The organism is Bacillus sp. FSL W8-0645 (genome assembly GCF_038007905.1).
Classification (GTDB): domain Bacteria; phylum Bacillota; class Bacilli; order Bacillales; family Bacillaceae; genus Bacillus; species Bacillus pumilus.
Genome location: NZ_JBBOYC010000001.1, coordinates 1,812,025 through 1,829,899, shown reverse-complemented (window position 1 = coordinate 1,829,899; position 17,875 = coordinate 1,812,025). Strand labels below are relative to the sequence as shown.

The window sequence follows — 17,875 nt, the reverse complement described above, 5'->3', positions numbered from 1 at the left end:
CCTATGTATAATATACTCCAATTGACGAAAAAAAACCATTCGCCGCGACTGTAGAAAACGATTTCAAAAGCCTGTAAATCCGCCAAACAATGATGAGAACATGATGATAATCCATGTGAGAAGATCAAAGAACAGCAATAGCCCTACCACAATCATAATGATCCCGCCTATTTTCATGATAAGCTGCTGACGCTTTCTGATCCACGCCATTTTCGTAATGAAAAAGGAGAGAACAAAAAATGGAACGCCAAATCCAAATACATACGCAATCATATAAGGCACAGCCGACTCTGGATTGTTACTAGCAAGTGCGATAACGGCAGATAAAATAGGTCCTGTACAAGGTGTCCAACCAGCGGCAAAGCCCATTCCAATGAGAATCGATCCAAAAAAACCAGCAGGACGATTTTTAAACTGCATTCTCTTTTCGCCCATGAGGAAAGAAGGCTGAAATACACCAAGAGTCATAAAACCAAAGAAAATAATGAGGATAGCTCCAACCTGGCGAATCGCTTGATGGTAATCATCAAAAAACTTCCCAACAAACGATGTCCCAAAGCCTATCGCAATAAAGATAATAGAGAAACCAATTAAAAAGAATAAGGTATGAAGCAGACTTCTTCTTCTCAGCATCACCTTCTCAGATTTCACTTCATCCATACTAACGCCCGTAATATAAGATAAAAACGCTGGATAAAGCGGCAGACAGCACGGTGAGATAAAAGAAAGAAACCCTGCTCCAAAGGCTAAAAAGTAATTCAAATCTGTCAAAAGAACACCCCCTTCTTACAATATACAATAAGAGATGACAAAATCATTTCATTTTTTTACATCCTCTCAATAAAGATGGTCTATTCTCTTAAAACCTTATATAATTTAATTTGACATCGAGATAACGAATCCTTTAAATTTGAAAATAAACCTGAAAATGGATATAATAGAACCGATTCTTTTTATCAAGATTTGCATGAAAGGAACATGACTTTGGTAAAAACATCATTATTAACTCAAATCGAAGAAAAAAGAGAAGAGCTGATGAAAGTTGTGATGCACAATGGGATGACATCAACAGTGACCATCGAACATAGCCAGCAGCTAGATCATCTCCTCTTACAATATCAACGACACTTACACTCAAACTCAGCCAACTAATCATATCTCATGATATTTATCATGCTGCACGATTTTTAGAACAGTTGATATGTGTGACCATAAACGAAACAAAAACCTCTGATAACAGGGGTTTTTGTTTTTTAGCAGGAAGCTGAAGCCAAAATAAAAACCACCTTCCCTGCTTCATTTAGGCAAGTACAGTGGTTTTAAAGCGTCTGATGAAGGTGAATTCATAAAGAAAGGACAACGCTTGTCCACTCTTTATAACCATGTTCCATCTATGATCATAATATCGTACGTATTATTTCGCTTGGTTGTTCATGGCTTTCATCATTTGATTGATTTTCTTCTGGGACGGTTTCATGCCCATTTGCATCATCATCATTCGAAGCATTTGTTCATTAATTGGTGGATTCTTTTTCAAGTAGCTCATCATATACTTACGAGCAATAAAGAATCCGAGTGCAACTCCTGCAAGCAGTGCAACAACGCCTACAAGGATGACAACCCATAAATCCATAATTCTTCCTCCTTCATGTTGTCTCGTATAAAGTGTACTAAACAAAAGGCTATTATACAACATTTCACGTTCAATTTTATTTTTTTAAACAAAATTCCTCACTTTTACCGGATTGAGCCACCCGTGCTTCTTTGAACCGAAGTCCATTGCAAGGAAGCAAGGACTAATTTTTCTCAGCACTTCAAAAAACACTGCTTCTGCTTCATAACTGCCGGTAGCAGACATTTGGATATAACGATCTTTTATGATAAATGCAGCCGTTCCTTTTCCATCAGGTAAGGAAGCGCTGTATATCGAGCCAATTTGTGTATAGTGAACGTTCGTTAAGTTGTTCATTAATCGCTGATGCATATGAAAAGCAGGGATTCGTTTTGTCACGTAATCCACTTGTTTCACAAGCATCACCAATTCATCTTCCGTGCGGTTCGTCCAGTGTAACGACTCAAACAAATGAAACAAAATTGATTCTCTGCCAAAATAATGATGCGCAAATTCATCCTCAATCCAATAAATATAATAATGGCGTTCCATGTCTATCCCTTCCTTTCACATTTCGTCAATCTCGTATATTGCTTGTATTATACAAAAATGTGAAAGAAAGAATTGTCTATATATGAAGCAAGAAGAAACTAGTTTTGTCAAAAAAACGAGAAAAAAGAAAAAAGTTTGCAGAGCGGATGAAAATGCTCTGCAAACAGATGAAAAAAAGCATGATGCTTGGAGACTGGTTATTTGTTCAGCTTCGCTTTCACGCGGCTGACGACATTGCTGACCGTAAAGCCGTATTTCTCAATAATGGTTTCACCAGGTGCAGAAGCGCCAAATTTATCAATGGCAATTACATCACCATCAAGACCAGTGTAACGCTCCCAGCCAAGTGAAGCCCCCATTTCAATCGCAATACGAGCCCGCACTGCTGTAGGAAGGACTGATTCTTTGTATTCGTCTGACTGCTGATCGAAACGATCCCATGCAGGAAGACTGACAACAGACGCGCGAATCCCTTCTTTCTCAAGTGCTTTTTGCGCTTCAATCGCTAAACCGACTTCAGATCCAGATGCGAGTAGAAGTGCTTCTGGCTGTGCATCAGCAGCTTCAACGACGACGTATCCACCCTTTTCTACTCCCTCATATGCCTTCTCAGGTGCTTGGTCAATCGTTGGAAGGTTTTGACGAGTCAGAACTAGTGCTGTCGGTTTATCCGTTGAAGATACAGCAAGTTTCCACGCTGCAGCTGTTTCGTTTCCATCCGCAGGGCGAATGACAGAAAGGTTCGGCATCGCACGTAATGAAGCAAGCTGTTCAACCGGCTCATGCGTCGGACCATCTTCACCAACAGCGATACTGTCATGAGTAAAGACATAAGTGACCGGAAGTCCCATTAAGGCAGCAAGACGAATCGCTGGTCTTAAATAATCTGAGAAAACAAAGAACGTTCCGCCGAATACACGAAGGCCGCCGTGAAGCGCCATACCGTTTAATGCGGCACCCATTGCAAATTCTCTGACGCCGAACCAAATGTTCTTGCCGGCATAATGATCTTTACCAAAATCGTCTGTGTTTTTAATCGTTGTTTTGTTTGAACCTGCAAGGTCAGCAGATCCGCCAATGAAGAAAGGTACTTGCTTCGCAATGCCATTTAATACTTCGCCTGAAGAAGCGCGGGAGGCAAGACTTGAACCTGCTTCATAAACAGGAACCTCTTGATCCCAATTCTCAGGAAGCTTTCCTTCAATCGCAAGCTTCAATTGAGCTGCAAGCTCAGGGTATTCTTTTTCATATTGCGCAAATTGTTCATTCCAAGCTGCTTCTTTTTTCTGACCAGCGTCTTTTACAGCTTCTTTGAAATGATCGTACACTTCAGAAGGTACATGGAAATCTTCTTCAAACGTCCAAGAGTAAGCTTCCTTCGTCAGCTTGGCTTCATCGCTGCCAAGTGGTGCACCATGCACACCAGACGTTCCTGCACGGTTTGGCGATCCGAAACCGATTGTTGTTTTCACTTCAATCAGTGTAGGTCTGTCTGTGCTTTGTTTTGCCTTTTCGATAGCAGCCGTCACTTCTTCAATGTTATTGCCGTCTTTCACATAAAGAACTTCCCAGTTCATCGCTTCAAAACGATTCTTCACATTTTCAGAGAATGAACGATCTAGGTCGCCATCTAAAGAAATATCATTTGAATCATAAAGAACAATTAAACGGCCTAAGCCTAAATGACCAGCAAGTGAAGCAGCTTCAGAGGAAATTCCCTCCATTAAGTCTCCATCTCCGCAAATGCTGTATGTATAGTGATCTACAACATTAAAGTTGTCTTTGTTATACGTTTCCGCAAGATGTCTTTCTGCAAGTGCCATACCAACTGCCATGGCAATCCCCTGCCCTAAAGGACCTGTTGTAGCATCTACACCCTCTGTATGTCCAAATTCAGGATGTCCAGGTGTTTTGCTACCCCATTGGCGGAATTGTTTTAGATCATCGATGCTCAGGTTGTATCCGCTTAAATGAAGCATGCTATATAGAAGCATAGAACCATGTCCCGCAGATAATACAAAACGGTCTCTGTTAAACCAATTTGGGTTTTGCGGACTTACGTTTAAGTGATTCGTCCATAAAGCGTATGCCATTGGTGCAGCACCCATCGGCATTCCAGGGTGACCGGAATTCGCTTTTTCAATTGCGTCTATGGAGAGAGTACGTATTGTTGCAATAGATTTCAATTCAATCGTTTCCATATAAATCCCCTTCCGTATCTTGTGTACACCATTATCATAAATCTACTGTCCTTTTTTCACAACTATTTCACGCTGAAAAAGAAGGATTTTGTCACATTTAGTTTATCGATCACTTAAAAAGTTATGCAAATATGAAAAAAGATGAGAATATTCTTCCCATCTTTTCAAAATTCAAGAAATCATAAGCTTAATGAAGGTTTTGATCTCTTTCTCTTTTTAATTTTTCTGGTGTGACATCGTTTCCTTCAGGGTCAACGATTTTCACGGTTTTAAGTGTATTTTTCATAGAAGAACGAAAAGCTTTTAAATACTCTTCTCTTAATTGCTTTTGTTCTGTTTTTTCAGCGTCTGACAAACCGGTCTCTTTCGACTTTTTTGAAAGCTCATTGATTCTTGCAAGCTGTTCTTTAGAAATCATGACAAACTCCTTTAAAGCATTTTCTCTACATACTACTAAATATCAATCATTTTGACAACAAATCAAGCTTTAGATAGTCAGACCTTTTTCATATTCTTGATACCTTCTATGGACCGTTGCTTTTGAAATGTCAAAACCTAGTGCCTGAAGAGTTGCTGCGATTTCTGCGAAGGTCATGTTATTTTTTCTTAATCGAACAATTTCTGAAATCGGCACTTCAATACGCTCACGGCCAGGCGCATGATCCTGCTGTTTTAAATTCAGTTCGGGCTGATACCCGCGTTCTACGGCTCTTCTCATTCCCCGCTTAATTTTCAGGTTATGAATTTTTCGTTGATACTCTTCAACGACTCCTACGATCTCAATCACCATTTCATCTGCTTCTGAAAGCTCAAGCTCGCCTCTATGAAACGTACTGTACACCTTCACATTCTCTTTAAAAAGACAATGAAGAAGCGCAATTTTTGCTTGTCCTCTTCCGAGACGTGTTTCATCCTGGATAAGAACAGCATCAATTGACTCTTCTTTTAGTGTAGCTAGCATATCAAACACACCATCGCGATCTAGATCATACCCGCTTGCTTTTTCTTTAATGACTTTAACCACATTCATCTTGTGCATAGCAGCTAAAGCTAGTAATTCTTCTTCTTGTCTCTTCAGCGAGGTTTCCTGCTCTTCTTTGACAGTGCTTACTCTCGCATAGATGATTGCATTCATGTCTTCAATCGACCTTTCTACTGTACTGTTGCAAGTTGATATACGACTGGATGCTCTTTTTTGACTGGTATGACAAGGATGTCACCAGGCTGGATTTCTGTTGAAGCAAGATCATTGTGCTGAGTGACCCAGTCAATAAACGCATTTTTATCGATTGATTTGCTGTCGTTTACTTGATCAGCTAACCCCCAAAGAGTATCACCTGATTGAACTTCTATTTTAACATATTGATTTGGTTCATTATGACTTGTGAATGCAATAAGTGAGAGAAATATGCCAACGATGAATGAGAATACCCCAATAAAAATAATAGATTCTTTTAACCTCATAATGTCATCTCTCCTAATAGAATGTGTGTTCGTTCTTTCTGTCACTTATTATAAATACGAACAAACGTTTCTGTCAAACGTTTTTTTCGAACCTATGTTTGTACTGTTAGGAAAAACATGCTATAATTTCTTTAAAATTGACGTTTTGAGGTGCAAAAGATGACGAAGCTATCAAAAAGACAACTCGATATCCTGACATTCATCAAAGAAGAAGTAAAAAGTAAGGGCTATCCCCCATCCGTTCGTGAAATTGGAGAAGCTGTCGGTCTAGCATCCAGTTCAACAGTTCATGGACATTTAGCTAGACTAGAAACGAAGGGCTTAATTAGAAGAGACCCGACAAAACCTAGAGCGATCGAAGTACTAGATGAAGAGGAAATGAATATTCCAAAGAGTGCTGTAATGAACGTACCAGTCATCGGAAAAGTAACAGCAGGCCTGCCTATTACGGCTGTTGAGAATGTTGAAGAATACTTCCCTCTTCCAGAGACTTTTGCAGCACCAGATGAACAAGTATTTATGCTTGAAATTATGGGAGAAAGTATGATTGACGCAGGAATTTTGGACAATGACTATGTCATTGTGCGTCAGCAAAGCACTGCTAACAATGGAGATATTGTCGTCGCCATGACAGAGGAAGATGAAGCGACAGTGAAACGTTTCTATAAAGAAGATACACACTTTAGATTACAGCCAGAAAACCCATCTATGGAACCGATTATTTTACAGAATGTAAGTATACTAGGTAAAGTGATTGGCGTATTTAGAAATATTCACTAAAAAAAGCCGGTATTTCATCAGTTAATGATGAGAACCGGCTTTTTTTTATGAACAAGAATAGGCAAGAATACTCGAGCTTGGGAAGGAACCAAAGGTAAAGTTCGGCCAAATAAAGCCAGTTGTTCTCCCGAAAGGCTGTGAGGATAGGACATACATTAAAAATACTTGACCGTTTCTCATAAACACAATCGTCCACCTTCTATTACATCCCGCGGCAAATTGAACCGATTGCTGACCTCCACCTGTTTGCCCTGAAATAAGTGACTGCATGCTTTGAGGCTGTGATAATGCTTGCTGATATTGCGAAATGATATGCTGTGGTGGGGCTGGCGGGGCTGATCCACTAGATCCGGGCCCAGTGCCTCCTCCTCCGATTGGAAACCCTGGAAATCCTCCACCTTGAGAAGGGAGCGACGGCCAACCTTGCATCTGCCTATCATATGAGTACCCATTCCACATACCTTCATACGGATAATACATATTCAACACCACTTTCTTAGACATTCATCACGATAGTATATGTCATAAATGAAAAAGCGTGTTGAACGTCCAAACAGAAACTTTTCCAAAAAACGTTTTGTTCTTCTTTAGAACGGTTAAATAGTAGATATAAAGAAAAAATAAAAAAATGAAAACTTTTTGCCACCCTCAAACGTTATATATATAGAAAGAAAAGAAATAAAAAACATTTAGATTTAACACTTGTAATATCGATGTAATTATTGTAACATTTGTAACATAAGAAGTTTTCATTGAGAAAAGGAGGCAATCGCCTTGAAAAAATTATTCGTTTTATTAACTGCTATTATGCTTATGATCTCATTACAATCTACAACATTGGCCGCTTCTAAAAAACCAGCCGCTTTGACAAATAAAGAAGCGTTACATATTGCCCTTGATGCACGGGAACACTTTTGGAGTGCGATGTCAGGCTACAAAATTAATGAACATTCTGATTACAAATTAAAATCATTTAGCTATAAAGACATGACTTACAACTATCTTTCTAAAACATTTGATACAAAGAAAAAACTAAACAGCTACCTATCTCAAGTTTTCACAAAAGAAGCCATCAATCAAGGTTTAAAAGACTACCAGTTCATTGTTCATAAAGGCAAAATGGCTGTTCCAGTCGGCGACGGAGACAATATGCTTAATTGGGATAAAGCGACATCTAAACTTGTCTCTAAAAAACAAACAGTCCGCACATATGAATTCACTGTCCCAACACTTGATGGACGCAAAGTACAAAGAACGGTTACGTTCGAAAAAGGACAAAAAGATTGGAAAATCACAAAAATTGACGCTGTTATCTAAATAAAAAACCAGGCCATTCAATCGGCCTGGTTTTTATATTGAAGTAAATTCAGTCATGCGGTCTAGGGCGTGAGCAAGTGATGATGCCGTGCGAAATTCATTAAAAGGAAGCCCGAGCTGCACAGCGGTTTGGGCAATTTCTGGTCTGATCCCTGAAATGGTCGTCTCTACTCCAATTAACCGAAGTGATGTGACAAGATCAAAGATTTGATGAGCCACCATTGTATCAATAATGACAACGCCCGATAAATCAATACATAAATGCTGTACACCTTTTTGTGAGCACTGTTTCAACGTATTTTCTAAAATAATCTTCGCTCTCGCTGTATCAATATCACCTACTAACGGCAATAACGCAATATGACTTTTTAAAACAATGACAGGTGAGCTCAGCTCGTAAATCATGTCTCTTTGTGCCACGAGCTTCCTCGTTGTATTTTTCACATATTGTTGGATGAACATATGAATTGAAATATTAAACGCCTCTGAAATTAAATCATACCAATAAAAGATGCGGTCAATATCAATTTCATCTTGACGCTGCTTAATAAATTCTTTTAAGTAATGAAGGACTACTCTTTGATTGGACATGTATTCTCTCACAACGTAATCTAATGGTGTGTTTAAGTGCTTCGGGTCACTGGCTAAGTCTTCAGACCACTTTTTAAACTCAGTATGTAAATACGTCTTGTCTTCAATAAGAGCACGTATAAAATGCTGGTAATAATCCTGATTTTGCCGTTTTAGCTCTGATATGATGCTTGAATCTGTTGAACGATAGATTGATTCTGGATCATCATCTTCAATTGAATCATACCAAGTTTCAGTCAGTTTCTCTGCATGTTGCATGAAATAATCGTATAATGCACGGTTCTTATCCATAAGCATATGTCCCTTCACATTTTTCTTCTTGTCTGTCTTTGTACCTTATAGGATCCATTGTACCACTGGATCTTTTGTCCCTGCTAGCTCCAATACGCTCTGATCATCATCAAAAAAGGCACCTACTCACAGGCGCCTCTCTTTTAGTTTTATTTCACAATAAATAAAATTCTTTTCCCATCAGGATACCCGCTCATCTGGTGTCCGGTCCATGAGCCCGCTCCCCTATTATCAGACGGGCTGACATATTGAACACTCGCCCCTTTTCCTCCTTCAAGACAAACTGCCATCGGCCACTCATCTCGGTCGAATCCGGGTTTAGTCGGAATGTCTTTTAATGATTCTTGCCTGCGGGCATCTGCTCCATTTCGGTCTATCGTACACACATCGGAATGCCCTTTTCGAATGGCTTCTTGAATATGACTGCCTGTTTCAGGGTATCGTTCCTTTGGAAATTGAATGACATGATCATATCGATCCGCACCTTTTGCCGCATGTTCCTCCCCAAATCCACCTAACAGCGTGACCATCCATATCACAAAGCATAAGGCGACAGTAGTAATCCAGCCTCTTCTCATCTTCAAAAGTGTGAGACCTCCTCATTTTTCTCAAGCAAAATCTTGACTTAAAGGAAATGTGTCATTTTAATGTATGAGTCGTTCACGAATGACATGTGAAAAAAATGAAGAGGCTGAGAAGTCAATGGATCTTTCAAGCATAGACAGATAGACACTTAAAAAGCTTGTCCCCTATGAAGGAAACAAGCTTTATGATCTAGCTTTTATTGCGCTTTTGCATAGTTGATAAATTCAACAAAGGCAGCTGTCGCTTTTGGACCGCCATTAATCGTTCCATTTGAATACCCTGCGTTATGAACCCCAACGATTTGCTGATTTTGATCTAGCATCGCTGAGCCTGAATTTCCGCTAAATGTATCAATCGTATAGTATGCGAGATTCGTATCTTCTCTTGTCACAGGACCTGACATCTCCCACTGCGACACCTTGCCAGTCGATCTCATTTTATCACCTGGATATCCAGAAATTTTAATCGTTGTTCCAGTTAAGTTTGTCACCTGACGGATGGAACGGTAACCGACTGTATTGCCAATGTTCGTATCTGTTTTGATCACGGCAAAATCATATTGGCTCGCACCTGTATTGATATATCCGCTTGGTACATAGAACTCTGTCATATTTGCTGACCCATTTACCGCAGTGCTATCATTCATCCCTGGATACACCGATCCTTTTGCACTATAACTTCTTGATGCTGTATTGTACACGCAGTGTCCGTTTGTCAAAATTTTGTTAGGGGCAATGAGTGTCCCCGTACAGCTTGAGCCGCCAAATGTAATATAAGCAATTGAATTATATGGTGCTACTCTTGTGTTTGCTACTTTTGTTCTACCATCGTTTCCAATGACGACTTTAGTTTGAAAGTCTTTTAAATATTTTGATAGTGGTTTTACTTTTTCGCCAACAGTTGAAGATAGATCATCCACTTTGTCAAAGGATGAGGGGGATTTCGTATCATTGTGGAAATCACTTGAAGAGATCACCTTTCCATCAGAAGTCACCATGTCATAATCAGACGTTAGTACTGAATCCGATGCGGCGTGGGCAAAACTAGGCACACTTAAAGCACCAAAAACGAGTAGAGAAGGGAGTAACATTTTCACCTTTTTCATCATATTCCTCCTTTATGTCCTATATCAAAAATGATACGATTGTTTCATATTGGAGTAAATGAGAGAATATTCTTATTTTTTCAAAATATTTCATTTTTAAATTAGGTGTTTTGTATCTTTCCAACTTTCATTCTATCGATCTCACCTCTCTTGATGAAACAGAAAAAACCGCCTAATTGGCGGTCTCAGCGTGTAGACAAACCTTCGCATTCGTTGTCAGGTCTGCGCTCCGGTGCTCACGAATGTCAAATTCGCTCCGCTCCGATGCTCGTCCTTCCTAGACTTCAAAGGTTTTCTATCACGCTGAAAAGAAGACAAAGGGCTAAAATAAAGATCATTTTAGCCCTTTGTCAACAATCTGAAACCGCCTAATTGGCGGTCTTTCCTTTTGTTAGCTCCACACATCTTTTACATATCTATTGTCATTTGCAAGAGTGGTTAGCCAATTTTCAGCTGCTTCCTTCGTGCATTGTTTCTCGTGTTGATAGAGGTCGATCAGTGTAGCCTCTACATCAGGTGCCATGACTTTTCCGTCCCCGCACACGTAAAGATACGCACCTTCATCGAGTAATTTGATTAGCATACCGCCGTCTTCTTTTAACAAATGCTGGACATATATTTTTTGGTCTTTGTGACGAGAATAAGCCCGGTGGATGTGAACGACTCCTTTTTGCGCTGCAAGCTGCATTTCTTCAAAATACAGATCATCTTCATGAGGGTGACGGCAGCCAAAATACAGGTGAGCTTCCCCTAGTGGTTTGCCTTCCTTCTGCCATACTTCTCTTGCCTGAACAAACCCTCTAAATGGAGCGATTCCTGTACCCGGTCCGATCATGATAATCGGTACTTCAGATGAAGGCGGCAGCTGGAATCCTGCCTGCGCTTCGTGGAGGAAGCAGGCGACTTCTTCACCTTCCTTCAGACCACATAAATAGTTTGATGCGACTCCGGCATATTCTCCGCGGCCGCTCCACGCTTTCCCTTTCACAACCGCCACTGTGATACTGACTCTTTTTTCATCGACCTTTGGTGAGCTAGAAATAGAATAATAGCGCGGCTTCAAACCTGGTAAAAGTGCTAAAAAGTGCACAAATGGCAGCTCACATGCTTCATATTGATCTAGTAAGTCAAGCATGGTTACTCGTTTCTTTAAAATAGCTTCTTGATACGCTTCACCAGCCATTTCCTCAAGCTCCACGCGGTGAGGCGGACAAACTGTATATGCGGCGAGCTCTCTTAGCTGCGTACGTGTTGCAGGCTCTTGAAGCTCAACATGTGACGCAAGTAATTCTCTCATTTGAATCGGCTGATCTAAAGGTAAATGATTTGCTTCTTTCTCAGAAGAAAGCTTGATGTGCTGCTTAGGATCTAGATTGAAGCGATTGATCACCCGCTGCACGAGTGCATCACAATTTTTCGGAACAATTCCGATATGATCCCCTTCTTTGTATTTTTTCCCTTCAGGCAATTGCAGTTCAATATGTCTTGTTTGCCGCTCACTTTTCTCAGATTGTAATTCCTCATTTTTCAGTACAACAGCTGAAAAGGCACCATATGTTTTCGCCACAGGACGTTCTACTAGCTCATTTGTATAAGCAACTGATAGTTTTGAGTTTTCCTTACCTTTTTCTTGGAAGGTGAGCTTAAATTCTTTTGCGAGCTGCTTGAAGACCGTTTTCTGGAATGTTTCTTTATCCTCATCCATATCTCCGCCTGCATCACCTTCTCCTAAATCAGCTACACGCTTCGCACCTTTTCTTTCAAGTGCTTCATCAATGAGACGAGGAATACGCTGGTACGTACTCGCCCAATTTCGATCTCCGCATCCAAACACAGCAAATGTCACGTTTGTTAAATCCTGCTCTTTCTCCTGCGTGACCCAATCCACAAATTTTTTCGCATGGTCAGGCGGATGTCCATTATATGAAGCGGTCACGATGAAGACTACACCCTTATCTGGTAATTGGCGTGTATAGTCATCAAGCGGAGCAGTGGTCACATCAAACCCTTTTGCTTTTCCTTCTTCAGCCAATTCGTTTGCGATTTGCTGCGCCGTGCCAAGATTTGATCCATATAAAACAAGCAGTGGTGTACCATGACTCTTCACTTTAGACTCATCAGTTGTGGTGCTTTTTTTCGTCTCTTCTTTCGGTGGTACCATAAAGAGTTGCTGCTTCCTTGGCCGCACTTTGATTTTAAAATCGTTTGGCTTAATCGTTAAAGATTCTTTTAAATCAAGTTCGTATGATGTGTGATCAATCAATTCCAGGTTGTGCAAGACCATTGCTAGCACCATTGTGGCTTCATGAAGAGCAAATTGCATACCAATACATGCACGCTGTCCATTCCCAAAAGGCTTGTAGGCATGCTGCGGGATCTTTTCAGGGTGTAGAAACCGCTCTGGTTTAAATTCTTCCGCATCCTCTCCCCATACCGCTTGATCACGATGTAACTTAGGTAGCAGCACGGAGACACTTTGGTTCTTTTCAATCGAATATTTCCCTCCGATGACGGTGTCCTCTTTCGCATAAAGAGAAAACGTAGGCGCTGTTGGCCAGAGGCGAAGAGATTCATTTAAAACCATACGAGTGTAATTTAGTTTTTGTACCTGCTTAAATGTTGGCAGTCCGCCTTGCAGCACATCATCTGCTTCTTGGACGGCTTTCTTTAATTTTTCTGGATTCTTTAATAAGAAATAAATCGCAAAGGATAGCAGCCCGCTTGTTGTTTCGTGCCCAGCTATCAAGAAGGTAATGATTTGATAGCGAATATTTTCATCTGCCAGGCGCTCTCCTGTTTCAGGGTCCTTTGCATGCAGCATGAGGGACAGTAAATCATTGCCCGTTTTATCTTGTTTTTTCCGTTCTTGAATAATGTCATCTACTAATTGCTTCATAAAATCGACATTTTCTTCAAATTTTTTTCTTCTTTTGATCATTAGCTTATCTGCAACCGGCAACCGGCTCGCCTGATCCATCGCTTCGTTTAAACCATTCAGCATACTTTCGATGAATGGATGCTGATTTTCTTTATAAAAACTGTTAAACCTGAAATCAAAACCACAAAGTCCGATCGTATCTAAAGTAAGCTTTGTCATATCCTCTGCTACTTCAATTTCTTCATCACGGCCTGTTCTTTGCCATTTTTGTACAAGCTGTGTGGCAATATCGAGCATCATCTCATGATAGCCCTTCATGGCCTGCTGACTAAACGCCGGCATCAAGATGTGGTGAGCCTTTCTCCAGTTCGGTTCTTCTGTCCAGCTCGTAAATAACCCATCCCCTGCAAATGCTCTTACTTTATTGAGACTAGTCCCAATGTATTTATCAAAACGGCTCTCATCACATATTTCTTGGACAAGTTCATGATTAGAAACAAAAATACTTGTTGCTTTTGAAAATTCAAACTGAAAGATCGGTCCTAATTCATCTGCTAGCCTCCAAAAGGTTTGAGAAAGCTCCCCCTTTTTGATATGGGGAATATTTTTAAAAGGTCCGTATGTTTTTGGTTTTGGAATGATTGATGTTTGTTGCATGTGCCCACTCCCTTTATATCATTAAGAAGCAACGCTAATGGCGCGCCATAAACATTGCTCAATGTCCTCTAGAAATTCAATCGTTGGCTCTATTTCTTCTGCAAGAATTTGTTTATGCAGCTGTACAAAGGCACCAAATACAATCGATAGAATGGTTCTACCTGAAAGATTTGGATGAATCCCATCCTTTTTCCCTTCTTCAAAGATAAGGAATAGTTCATGTAACAAATGCTGCATTTTCTCTTTGCTCGTCTCGTCTAAGTAATGGGATCGCTTATCAATTTCTAAAAAATATAGCCCGCTTGGATTCTCCTTTGTAAATAAAACCAAGCAATAAAATACATGCTTAAAGTACGCCCGAATACTCGCCTTTGGATCTGGACTGTTTGTGTTCATTTTTTCGATAAATGAAGAAAGGCTGCGCTGGTACAAAATATTGACGAGTGCCTCTTTACTGTCGAAATAACGGTAAATGGTTCCCGCTCCGACGTTTGCTCTTTTTGAAATCATCGGCATCGTGGTCCCATCAAAGCCCCGTTCAATAAATAAGTCCAGCGAAGCCTTCATAATCTGTTCTTGTTTATCAGTCACTGCTGGCACTTCATCCCCTCCTCACCATAGGAATGAACATTCATTCCGCAAACGGTATATTATATTAATATTTTAATTTCTTCTATATACACTTAAACACATTTATTTTTTTCCGTCATCACATTTTCTGAAAATAATAATAATTGAGAAATGATGCCTAGTCAGACAGAAGCCAAAGGACTTATAAATATTGTCAGATATGTGTCAGGCGGGTGACATCAGCACTACATCTTCATTCTTGATCAATCGGAGAGTGAATGTGGTCGTCATATGTATCAATATATAAACTGCCATTACTTGAACGGACTGCGTATACAATGTCCTTTAAGGAGAGCTGCCTTTTCTTAAGCTCTTCATCTATCCACTCCACAGTTAATTGATTTTCTTGAATGTTTTTCAAAATGAGCTTTCCGTCCATGATCACTTCGATAGGCATGTAGCCCTCTGCCTTCATATACAATTGAAGATCCTTCCGAGTGACATTTTCAAACGAAGGATATTTTTTCACTGACATATGTCCATCTGTTTCAATCATGGCAAATTCAACTTCGCTAATATCAAAAATGTCTTTTTCTCTCAGCTGCTGATTTAAATAATCAAGTGTATACCTCATTCCCTTCATATTCTCTTCAAGAATTTTGCCATTTTGTATGACAAGGGTTGGTTTACCGGCCATAAATCCTCTCAATTTTCGGCTCCTTAAAGCTATCAGCGCGAAATCACATAAATGATCATGACAAGCGTGACAAAGGAAATCGTCGTGTGATGAAACGGAAGCGTTGTATTAAACGCGAGACTCGCCGCAATTGAACCTAAGCTAATAGCTGCTATAAAATCAAAAATATTCATTTGCGCTATGGTTTGCTTTCCAAGAAGACGTGCTCCGCCAAATAAAATCGCAAAAGCAAACATCGTCCGTAAAATGACTTCAATATAGTCAGGCATGTAAGGGTCCACCTTTCAATTGCATCAAAAAAAGCCTTTTCTTTAGAAAAGACTCCTTTTTAGACTATGCATTTATTCCATCATTATTCAACTCGGCAGCATCGCTTTGCTCAAATTGTGAGCGCAGCTCAATAATGGAGCTATTTCTGACAGCATTGGCATCTTGCTCAAGAAGCCACGTATAAAATCTAGCTTGCTCCGCTGTTTGTAATGCCTGCATATATTTTTGCGTGGAATGCTTCTCTGCAACGCGCTGTTTGATCGCGCGCATCTGCTTCCAGAATTGATAATAAGGAAGCTTGAGCTTAGTCATAAAGCCGCGATCATCCTCAATGACATATCCCTCTTCTTTGATCGAGTCGTCATGAGAAACGGCCTGATACCATTTATAAAAAGACGTCCAATTATGGAACACAGCCACTTCCTGCTTGCTGGATATTCCAAGCTGTTCGCTTACTCTTTTCACTTCAGTAAATGGTGCCTTTTCATAGCTTAGCTGACGCTTCACTATATCGAGCAAAATGAGTTGATCATGATCATATGTGATAATATGCGGGTCTTTCTCTGGCAAAATGACTTCAAACACAAGAGATGCATTGTGGTCACGTACGTATGATTTGATGTAGTCGACCTGCACGTCTCCGAAGGTCTGATAGAATAACTCTTCGACCCAGGAAGCATGCTGATTTTGCTTCACATGAGATGTATACGATTTGGACGTAAACACCAATTCATCTTCCATTTCGTTATACCCAACCGTCCCTAAATATCCATTTGCTTTATCATAGACGGTGACAGGAAATTGAAGGTGGTTCACTAAATGATGCATTTTTGTCTCCGGACGCTCATCAATGTTAAAAAATTTGTTGTAGCTTCTTGAAACAATCTGCTTTGACACCATATTGACAAACAAACCTCTTGCCTTCACATTCACATCATCCCACTGCCGTTCACTAAACGCTTTTTTCGTAAAATTAAAAGATGAAATGTGGTGCGGAAGCTTTAATTCCTGTACATATTCATGTTGATCTAAGTGAGCTAAAAAGTCATCTAGTGAGATATCTGGTTGAATAGCGGCTGATGGTTTTTTCTCAGAAGCTCTATAGATTGGGTTGTCAATTTCATGAGTCTCAATCCCGTCAGCTGTGATTTTCATCACCCTCAGCTGTCCCCCGAATTCAACCTGGCCTTCTAGATTATAAGACCTTTCCGCTGCTTGAGTAGGCAGCCTGTATAAATTGCGATGCCCGTGAATTTGAATGACATCTAATCCAGCAGTATTTTGAACAAACAAGTGATCAATGTCATCTGAATATTCACCTACACCGTGAATGAGCTGCTGTGTTGAGACATGCAGAAGCTCTTCTGGCAAATGAGCAAGCCCCCCGTGGGTAACAAGAAATGTCTTGTCATGGTACGTAAAATAAGTAAGCTGATGAAATGTTCTGACAAACTTCCGTACTTCTTTTAAATCAAAGTCTGCTGCTTCGATTTCAGGTGCAGTATGCCGGTTAAACATATTGCTTCTTACTTTTTCACCATGTGCAAACCGGTATAAATGCTGATCATGATTACCCTCAATCACGATGACATTCCGGCATTCTCTATGTGCGAGCATCCATTCTAATACTTCCTTGTTTTCTATACCTCTATCAAGTAAATCACCTGCAAAGATATAAAGTTCATTTTCTTTAATATCTCCTTGCAAATAGGTGGTCAGAGCGGTATGACAGCCGTGAATATCTCCAAAAACATGAATGGCCTCATATTGATCGAAGGATCGAGGCTGATAGGTCATCACTTGTGGATATTCCTCAGGCTGCAAGACAGTCACCCATGACGGGACCTTTTCTGTTTTTAGCCGCTCATTCATTTGATATAAAACAGACTCCCGCACAACTTTGTGAGCTTCCCGTGAGCGATTTTGCAATAGAGCTGTTTCAAGCGGCACCTGCGTGAAATCGACGACATACACCCTATAACGATACGATGTGGCCAGCGATTTATATTGAGATATCGATTTGCTTGAAATATGTGTCGCATCAATCACAGTAAAGTCTCCGCGTTCCATACGTGCTGTAAGCAATTCAAATAATAAAGACCAGACTTTGTGGTCATGTTTGCTTGAAATTTCTGGTTTCCCATTGACAGATAACTGCGGAGGCTGGGTCAAAAGACGAATCTGATCCGCTGATAACGTGTAAGGCTCTAAGCCTTGGGCTTTGATCCAAGTTGATTTCCCTACCCCTGGGAGACCTCGTAAAAGGACTAAAGTTCTCATATTGGTTCTCCTTTAATAAGTGATA

Annotated in this window: 17 protein-coding genes and 1 pseudogene; 3 read left to right on the top strand and 15 right to left on the bottom strand. The window is 40.3% G+C overall.

Translation table 11 applies throughout. The features are described from left to right. Positions 1 to 63: 63 nt before the first annotated feature. Entirely contained in the window at positions 64 to 771 is a 708-nt protein-coding gene (locus NST39_RS09180; protein ID WP_065097365.1) for a cytochrome c biogenesis CcdA family protein, read from the bottom strand. A gap of 207 nt (positions 772 to 978) precedes the next feature. Between NST39_RS09180 and NST39_RS09175 the strand changes: the two genes are divergently transcribed. Further along, positions 979 to 1,152 carry an aspartyl-phosphate phosphatase Spo0E family protein gene (locus NST39_RS09175; RefSeq protein ID WP_371475009.1) on the top strand — a complete coding sequence of 58 codons (174 nt, stop codon included), beginning with the start codon at positions 979 to 981 and terminating at the stop codon, positions 1,150 to 1,152. A gap of 262 nt (positions 1,153 to 1,414) precedes the next feature. On the opposite strand, the gene NST39_RS09170 is transcribed toward NST39_RS09175, so the two are convergent. The 6 genes from NST39_RS09170 to yneA all read right to left on the bottom strand — a co-directional run bounded on the left by NST39_RS09170 (position 1,415) and on the right by yneA (position 5,829). After that, positions 1,415 to 1,633: a YneF family protein gene (locus tag NST39_RS09170; protein ID WP_003212379.1), complete on the bottom strand. Its 219-nt coding sequence runs from the start codon at positions 1,631 to 1,633 to the stop codon at positions 1,415 to 1,417. Positions 1,634 to 1,717: 84 nt separating this feature from the next. Beyond that, positions 1,718 to 2,164, bottom strand: a complete 447-nt coding sequence (gene sirA / locus NST39_RS09165) for a sporulation inhibitor of replication protein SirA (RefSeq protein WP_003212113.1) — start codon at positions 2,162 to 2,164, stop codon at positions 1,718 to 1,720. 197 nt (positions 2,165 to 2,361) lie between these two features. Beyond that, on the bottom strand, positions 2,362 to 4,365 hold the full coding sequence (tkt, locus tag NST39_RS09160; protein ID WP_185108832.1) for a transketolase: 2,004 nt from the start codon (positions 4,363 to 4,365) through the stop codon (positions 2,362 to 2,364). 187 nt (positions 4,366 to 4,552) lie between these two features. Further along, entirely contained in the window at positions 4,553 to 4,783 is a 231-nt protein-coding gene (locus tag NST39_RS09155; protein ID WP_039167715.1) for a DUF896 domain-containing protein, read from the bottom strand. A 69-nt stretch (positions 4,784 to 4,852) separates the two neighbouring features. Beyond that, entirely contained in the window at positions 4,853 to 5,500 is a 648-nt protein-coding gene (locus NST39_RS09150) for a YneB family resolvase-like protein (protein WP_341028035.1), read from the bottom strand. 17 nt (positions 5,501 to 5,517) lie between these two features. Further along, positions 5,518 to 5,829: a cell division suppressor protein YneA gene (gene yneA, locus NST39_RS09145; RefSeq protein WP_278179304.1), complete on the bottom strand. Its 312-nt coding sequence runs from the start codon at positions 5,827 to 5,829 to the stop codon at positions 5,518 to 5,520. A 159-nt stretch (positions 5,830 to 5,988) separates the two neighbouring features. Between yneA and lexA the strand changes: the two genes are divergently transcribed. Continuing rightward, positions 5,989 to 6,609: a transcriptional repressor LexA gene (gene lexA, locus NST39_RS09140; RefSeq protein ID WP_265209070.1), complete on the top strand. Its 621-nt coding sequence runs from the start codon at positions 5,989 to 5,991 to the stop codon at positions 6,607 to 6,609. 45 nt (positions 6,610 to 6,654) lie between these two features. Here the strand turns inward: lexA and NST39_RS09135 are convergent, their stop codons facing one another. Beyond that, positions 6,655 to 7,089: a hypothetical protein gene (locus NST39_RS09135; protein ID WP_044141410.1), complete on the bottom strand. Its 435-nt coding sequence runs from the start codon at positions 7,087 to 7,089 to the stop codon at positions 6,655 to 6,657. A 294-nt stretch (positions 7,090 to 7,383) separates the two neighbouring features. On the opposite strand from NST39_RS09135, the gene NST39_RS09130 reads away from it, so the two are divergent. Continuing rightward, positions 7,384 to 7,926, top strand: a complete 543-nt coding sequence (locus NST39_RS09130) for an IseA DL-endopeptidase inhibitor family protein (RefSeq protein ID WP_113767724.1) — start codon at positions 7,384 to 7,386, stop codon at positions 7,924 to 7,926. A gap of 33 nt (positions 7,927 to 7,959) precedes the next feature. Here NST39_RS09130 and NST39_RS09125 read toward each other — a convergent pair whose 3' ends face one another. The 7 genes and pseudogenes from NST39_RS09125 to NST39_RS09095 form a co-directional block, all read right to left on the bottom strand. Next, positions 7,960 to 8,808 (bottom strand): STAS domain-containing protein, encoded by an 849-nt coding sequence (locus NST39_RS09125; RefSeq protein WP_044141412.1) that lies wholly within the window; start codon positions 8,806 to 8,808, stop codon positions 7,960 to 7,962. Positions 8,809 to 8,957: 149 nt separating this feature from the next. Continuing rightward, entirely contained in the window at positions 8,958 to 9,338 is a 381-nt protein-coding gene (locus NST39_RS09120) for a NucA/NucB deoxyribonuclease domain-containing protein (protein ID WP_223252879.1), read from the bottom strand. Positions 9,339 to 9,589: 251 nt separating this feature from the next. After that, positions 9,590 to 10,498, bottom strand: a complete 909-nt coding sequence (locus NST39_RS09115; protein WP_341028029.1) for a trypsin-like serine peptidase — start codon at positions 10,496 to 10,498, stop codon at positions 9,590 to 9,592. 391 nt (positions 10,499 to 10,889) lie between these two features. Then, on the bottom strand, positions 10,890 to 14,033 hold the full coding sequence (locus tag NST39_RS09110) for a bifunctional cytochrome P450/NADPH--P450 reductase (protein WP_341028026.1): 3,144 nt from the start codon (positions 14,031 to 14,033) through the stop codon (positions 10,890 to 10,892). Between the two features lie 21 nt (positions 14,034 to 14,054). Beyond that, entirely contained in the window at positions 14,055 to 14,600 is a 546-nt protein-coding gene (locus NST39_RS09105) for a TetR/AcrR family transcriptional regulator (protein ID WP_221450804.1), read from the bottom strand. Between the two features lie 256 nt (positions 14,601 to 14,856). Then, positions 14,857 to 15,569, bottom strand: a pseudogene (locus tag NST39_RS09100) (DUF421 domain-containing protein). 64 nt (positions 15,570 to 15,633) lie between these two features. Further along, entirely contained in the window at positions 15,634 to 17,850 is a 2,217-nt protein-coding gene (locus tag NST39_RS09095; protein ID WP_265209066.1) for an RNA ligase, read from the bottom strand. Between the last annotated feature and the right edge of the window lie 25 nt (positions 17,851 to 17,875).

Bases quoted from the DNA above. Each gene is read 5' to 3' on its own strand.
- NST39_RS09175 (WP_371475009.1), top strand. From the start codon at position 979: ATGACTTTGGTAAAAACATCATTATTAACTCAAATCGAAGAAAAAAGA.
- NST39_RS09170 (WP_003212379.1), bottom strand. From the start codon at position 1,633: ATGGATTTATGGGTTGTCATCCTTGTAGGCGTTGTTGCACTGCTTGCA.
- sirA (WP_003212113.1), bottom strand. From the start codon at position 2,164: ATGGAACGCCATTATTATATTTATTGGATTGAGGATGAATTTGCGCAT.
- tkt (WP_185108832.1), bottom strand. From the start codon at position 4,365: ATGGAAACGATTGAATTGAAATCTATTGCAACAATACGTACTCTCTCC.
- NST39_RS09155 (WP_039167715.1), bottom strand. From the start codon at position 4,783: ATGATTTCTAAAGAACAGCTTGCAAGAATCAATGAGCTTTCAAAAAAG.
- NST39_RS09150 (WP_341028035.1), bottom strand. From the start codon at position 5,500: ATGAATGCAATCATCTATGCGAGAGTAAGCACTGTCAAAGAAGAGCAG.
- yneA (WP_278179304.1), bottom strand. From the start codon at position 5,829: ATGAGGTTAAAAGAATCTATTATTTTTATTGGGGTATTCTCATTCATC.
- lexA (WP_265209070.1), top strand. From the start codon at position 5,989: ATGACGAAGCTATCAAAAAGACAACTCGATATCCTGACATTCATCAAA.
- NST39_RS09135 (WP_044141410.1), bottom strand. From the start codon at position 7,089: ATGTATTATCCGTATGAAGGTATGTGGAATGGGTACTCATATGATAGG.
- NST39_RS09125 (WP_044141412.1), bottom strand. From the start codon at position 8,808: ATGGATAAGAACCGTGCATTATACGATTATTTCATGCAACATGCAGAG.
- NST39_RS09120 (WP_223252879.1), bottom strand. From the start codon at position 9,338: ATGGTCACGCTGTTAGGTGGATTTGGGGAGGAACATGCGGCAAAAGGT.
- NST39_RS09115 (WP_341028029.1), bottom strand. From the start codon at position 10,498: ATGAAAAAGGTGAAAATGTTACTCCCTTCTCTACTCGTTTTTGGTGCT.
- NST39_RS09110 (WP_341028026.1), bottom strand. From the start codon at position 14,033: ATGCAACAAACATCAATCATTCCAAAACCAAAAACATACGGACCTTTT.
- NST39_RS09105 (WP_221450804.1), bottom strand. From the start codon at position 14,600: ATGAAGGCTTCGCTGGACTTATTTATTGAACGGGGCTTTGATGGGACC.
- NST39_RS09095 (WP_265209066.1), bottom strand. From the start codon at position 17,850: ATGAGAACTTTAGTCCTTTTACGAGGTCTCCCAGGGGTAGGGAAATCA.